At 58.6% G+C, this 4,631-nt stretch carries 3 protein-coding genes; all 3 read right to left on the reverse strand.

Going from position 1 to position 4,631, the window contains the following annotated elements; genetic code table 11:
* Positions 1-118: 118 nt before the first annotated feature.
* The gene (locus tag M3461_07415) at positions 119-1,006 is read right to left on the reverse strand and encodes a hypothetical protein (protein MDQ3774191.1); all 888 of its coding nucleotides are present in this window, start codon (positions 1,004-1,006) and stop codon (positions 119-121) included.
* Between the two features lie 154 nt (positions 1,007-1,160).
* Positions 1,161-1,721, reverse strand: coding sequence for a cysteine peptidase family C39 domain-containing protein (locus M3461_07420; GenBank protein ID MDQ3774192.1), 561 nt, complete (start codon positions 1,719-1,721; stop codon positions 1,161-1,163).
* A 2,275-nt stretch (positions 1,722-3,996) separates the two neighbouring features.
* Positions 3,997-4,380, reverse strand: a complete 384-nt coding sequence (locus M3461_07425) for a TonB-dependent receptor (GenBank protein MDQ3774193.1) — start codon at positions 4,378-4,380, stop codon at positions 3,997-3,999.
* Between the last annotated feature and the right edge of the window lie 251 nt (positions 4,381-4,631).

Consider the following 4,631-nt stretch of genomic DNA (forward strand, 5'->3'; position numbering starts at 1 on the left):
TGTCCCGGCGACGATCACATGGGCGCCGAGGTCTGCGGGGAACGGCGGGATGGCCACGGTCGCGGTGATGCCGATACGACCCGCGTGGGCCCGCGCCAGCCGGTAGAGGGTGGTCTTCTTACCCCCCCCCCCGCGCCGACCAGCGCCACGGGTATACCAATGAACACCAGCGGGTCCTGGCGCTTGTCATGGTCAGCGACCCCTGGAGCTGGTTGAAACCGCCGCCAAGCGCAAAGCCGTCATCGGAGGTTTCACCGGAGTCCGTAATCCAGGTCACCCTACCGATGAGATTCGGCCACCAGCCGCGCTCGTGCAGCAACCCCTTGGCCAGGCCGAGATCGATATCACCCAATCCCGAGCCATAAGCCTCCGTCTTGGCGCGCGTGCCAAAACCTCTTTCTGTGATAACTTCCTGCTCTACATATCGATAAGGAATGCCGACTTCCAGTTGCGAATCGAAGGGGAGACCGAAGCGCAGCGAAAGGTTGCCGTTGAAGGCATTGCCGCGAACCTCTTGTAATGCAGTCAACTGGCTCCCTTCCTCAGAGAAGGTACGAACATCCTCCTGGCTTCGGCTATAGGCGAAGCTGAGCTGGATGTCGGCCTCTCCAACCGGCAAAAGCAGTGCGCCTGTCACAACCAGCGTCCGCTCCAGCGCGCGCTCGGCCGCCTCCTCGTCGACCTCGAATTGACCTGGGGCCGCCTGTGCTGCGCCGTTTTCAACCGCTGGCGCCTCTTCGGCCTGGGTGGATGCGTACGTCCCTGGACTGGCCGGCGGCGTCCCTGCCGCTCCGACGCGTTTCGCATTCCGACGCTCCGCGTTCAATGGCGCCTGCTCGGCCGATGAAGCCACCGGCGGCACGGACTTGGCCGCCACCGGTGGTTCATTAATGGGCGGCGCCCGATCGGCCGGTGTGGCGATGTGCCGCTCGAGCGCTTCAATGCGCCGCTGCAGAGAGCCAATGAGGGCGTCGCGCTCCTCGAGCCTTCGCAGCAGTTCCTCCATCGCCGGATGAGGGTCAGAGGCGGCCTGCCCCCTCAGGGGCTCGGCCACGCCGAGCCCCACCATACTGATAGACGCGGCCACAGCCGCGGCTGGCTTCAGCCAGCGCGAAGGCCTAGGTGGTGGCATGGTGTCCTTTCGGATGGCGGTGGGTGGCTTACCGCAACATCACGAAATCACTGGCGCGCGGGGCGAGGCGATTGGGGGGCTTGATCCCATCATGCCGCGCCACGACGAAACCTACTTTACCGATCTCAGGGTAGTCAATCCACGCCTCCTCGAACTTTTCCACCCGCAGGGTGCGATTCCCCCAGGCGGGGTCCGCCATCAGCACCCAATCCGCACGCCTGCCGCGGAACACGACAAAGTGATTGTAGCCGTGTAAGTTCACCGGCACCATAATGGGAGCGTGCTCGATCAGATCCTGGAGCGTAAGCCCGCCGTAGCCGATCCCTTCATACCCCCGCTTATCGACGTACTGCTTGAGGTCGAGTAGAGAGAAGCCTTGCCCCCGAACCAACGACGGGTTGGCTACGTATTCCTGGCGCTGGATCAGCACCCTCGCGATCTCCCGCTCCGGAACCAGATCGCCGTGCTGGTAGTTCAGTAGAGTGGCAAGCGCCGCAGCGCCGCAACTCAAGTCCCACTTCTGAACCACCACCCGCTCTTGCCGCATTTCCAGGAGCGATTTGACTGGCTCCCGTTCGGCGGCCGGCAAGGGCGTCCCGGTTGCGGCACTGAGTATCAGGGCGACGAGGGTCCAAGTGCGCATTAAGGAAACCGGGCGGCGTCTCCTAGGGAGGAGGCGGGCGCCAACCCGCCCTAGCGGCCTCGCCAAAGTCCGTCTTCTCGCTCCCTCCATTGGGTCAATCCTCCCACCTCAGTGCGTGGCTATGGGTATAGTCCGACTCCCCGTGAATGCGTCTCATGATATCGGCAAACGAATCCATCACGGCGGTAATGTCAGTAGCTCTCTGAACATCAAGCGCGGTCTGATAATCAGCTTTCGTCAACATTGTCTGCTACCTCCTATTTTGAGAAGCCAGGACTTAGAGGTTCCAAGTCTAAGTCCTGGGCTTGTTTAACCGTGGCTTACTAGAAAGCGCCGTCCCTCCTTGAGTTAACCGTTCTTAACGGCGTGGCAACTTAATTCGAGTCGGTACCGCCGTAACGGAGGCTGTGACGCCTACCGTGCTCCGAACCTCCACCGTCCCCCGGATAATCCTCTTAGAGCTAGTACGGATGAGCTGCTTTCCTGCTCTCCGCAGATTGGTGCGTACCGTACCAATCTGCCCAGCTGGGACATTAGAAACACCGGAAGCAAATACAGCCTGCCGAGTCAACCCCGGCCTAACCGGTATACAAATACCACCAACACAAGCAGTAAGAGGTCTGATAGGTACGCCAACCAGGATTCTAACCGAAACCATGCATACCTGTCCTGGGGCTCCAATGCACTGAACACGAACGCGGCATTTTTTATCCGTGCAGGAGATTCCTGAAGGAGGAACCAATGGTAGTGGAGTAGCCGTAAACGGAACAGGAAGAATCGGAGTAATCGGAGCAATCGGAGTAATCGGTGGGCTCGGGTTCAACACCGCCCACCGAAAACTCACCCTGGTATCCCCTCCACGACCATCAACCACTGACACAGTCGTAGTCACTGTAGCCTCAGCAGCCAACCGACCCGACACCCGCCCAGTACCGACATTCAACGACAGGCCTATTGGTAGATTGGAAGCGATGAAATTCAGGGAATCACCATCCGGGTCACTCGCATTGATAACCAGGTCCACGGACTGCCCGACATTACCCACCTGATTCCCAGGGTTCGACACCACCGGTGGTCGATTAGCAGTCTGCGGGGGTACCGGTGGTCCCGCTTCGTAGGCACCGATATCACAGCGAGGACCCTGTGGACGCGGAACACCCCGCTGGTCGGTAGGAGTAACACAAGCTCCTGACACCGCATCGATAGCAGGACTACCAGCGACAAGTGCATGAGTAATCGTGGGGCCCCCGTTGCCGCGAAGGAGTATATCCAAAACACGGTCACGGGGCTCACTGGGCACTACATCGAGAGTGCCCGGAGTAAATCCGGATACCCTAGCAAAACCATCGTGGCCGAATAGGTTAAAATTATTAGCCGTAACCGTACCCTCATCATTAAACAACTCCGGGGCGCCGACACGACCTACGTTGCCGGAGACCAGGGTGTGAGCGAGAGTTACGGCTCCAGCACCACCATTGTAGATCCCTCCACCGGAGTCAGCGAAGTTGGCTGCAACCGTAGTGTTAGTCAAAGTCAACTCGGCGGCAAGTCCGACAAATATACCACCGCCTAAACCCTCATCGGGGCTAGCTGCCTCATTGCCCGAGACCGTGCTATTGACAATGATTGCAGTTGCCATCTCCCCAACCGAAATGCCGCCACCCTGAGCTTGGCTATCCCCACCCTCAACTAAGGCCAGGTTGTCCGAGACCGTACTATTGACCAAACGTAAAGTACCAGCACCGGCGGTACTCCCGTCAACCAAGATACCACCACCCGCAAATGATGCAACCCCTCCACTAATTCTGGTATTCACCATCGTCAAGTCACCAAACCCCCCCACTGTCAGGATGCGAAACCGTGGAGCATCCGGGTCACGGCGGATAGCGCTGCCGTTGCCTTGGATAGTGACGACCGAATCGATAGAAGGCAGACCGTTCTGGGCTCCGAAAGGAGATTCGGCCTGCACCAGAGTGTAAGTGGCATTCGATGCCAAGACGATGGTGTCCGCCCCGCTTCCGGCATTACAAGCACCTACAGGTGCATCGAGGTTAGCAGCGCTGACCGCATCCACGATAGTGCAGCTTCCGACTGCGTTGATAGTCGCCGCCGGGGCTGGTGTCTGAGCAAGGGTGCAAAGCAACACCATGAATATCCGATACTTCATAGCAACCTCCATATTGGGTTTAGGATTACCCCCTCCTTGAGTTAACCGTTATTGTTAGAACGACACTCGGATCTCTCCGAATACGCTACGACCTGCGAGCGTTAAGTCATTCGGTATCGCAGGTCCCGGGCTGGGTTCACGTGCATCCGCATCGAACAGGTTCCGCACCGAGAAAGCAACCTCCCAGTCATGAACGATCTCGGCTCGCACTGTGAGATCGACCGTAGTGTAATCCTTGATGTCAGGACGTGTATCGCCGAAAGGGCGCTTCCTATCGGCGACCCAGTTGACCTGAGAATTGAAATACCATTTCGGCAGGAACTCCCATTGTGAACGAGCATACAACTTGTGATGGGGCGCATTACCAGCATCCTGGTCGAAAGTCTCATCCGTTGATTCCTGATAAGCATAATTGCCTAACAAGCGAAGTGTATCCATTGGTCTCCAATCGGCCTCAAGCTCGAACCCAGGCGCTTACAAGAACAACATGGCTACACGTATCATGAGGGGTACTTAGTTTATTTAGTCAGGATCAGCATCGCAGCCAGTGCCTTCAGCGTGCCACGATCTCGACGAGCGGTGACTCGGCGTCCATGGAGGCCAGGATCACGCGGTCGAAGCGGCGCGTCAAGGCCAGCGCCCAGCGTGCCGCCTGGCGGGCGACCACCGCGATCTCATCATTGTCCACC

It is taken from the genome of Pseudomonadota bacterium, from assembly GCA_030860485.1.
Taxonomy (GTDB): Bacteria; Pseudomonadota; Gammaproteobacteria; order JACCXJ01; family JACCXJ01; genus JACCXJ01.

Bases quoted from the DNA above. Each gene is read 5' to 3' on its own strand.
- M3461_07415 (MDQ3774191.1), bottom strand. From the start codon at position 1,006: ATGGAGGAACTGCTGCGAAGGCTCGAGGAGCGCGACGCCCTCATTGGC.
- M3461_07425 (MDQ3774193.1), bottom strand. From the start codon at position 4,380: ATGGATACACTTCGCTTGTTAGGCAATTATGCTTATCAGGAATCAACG.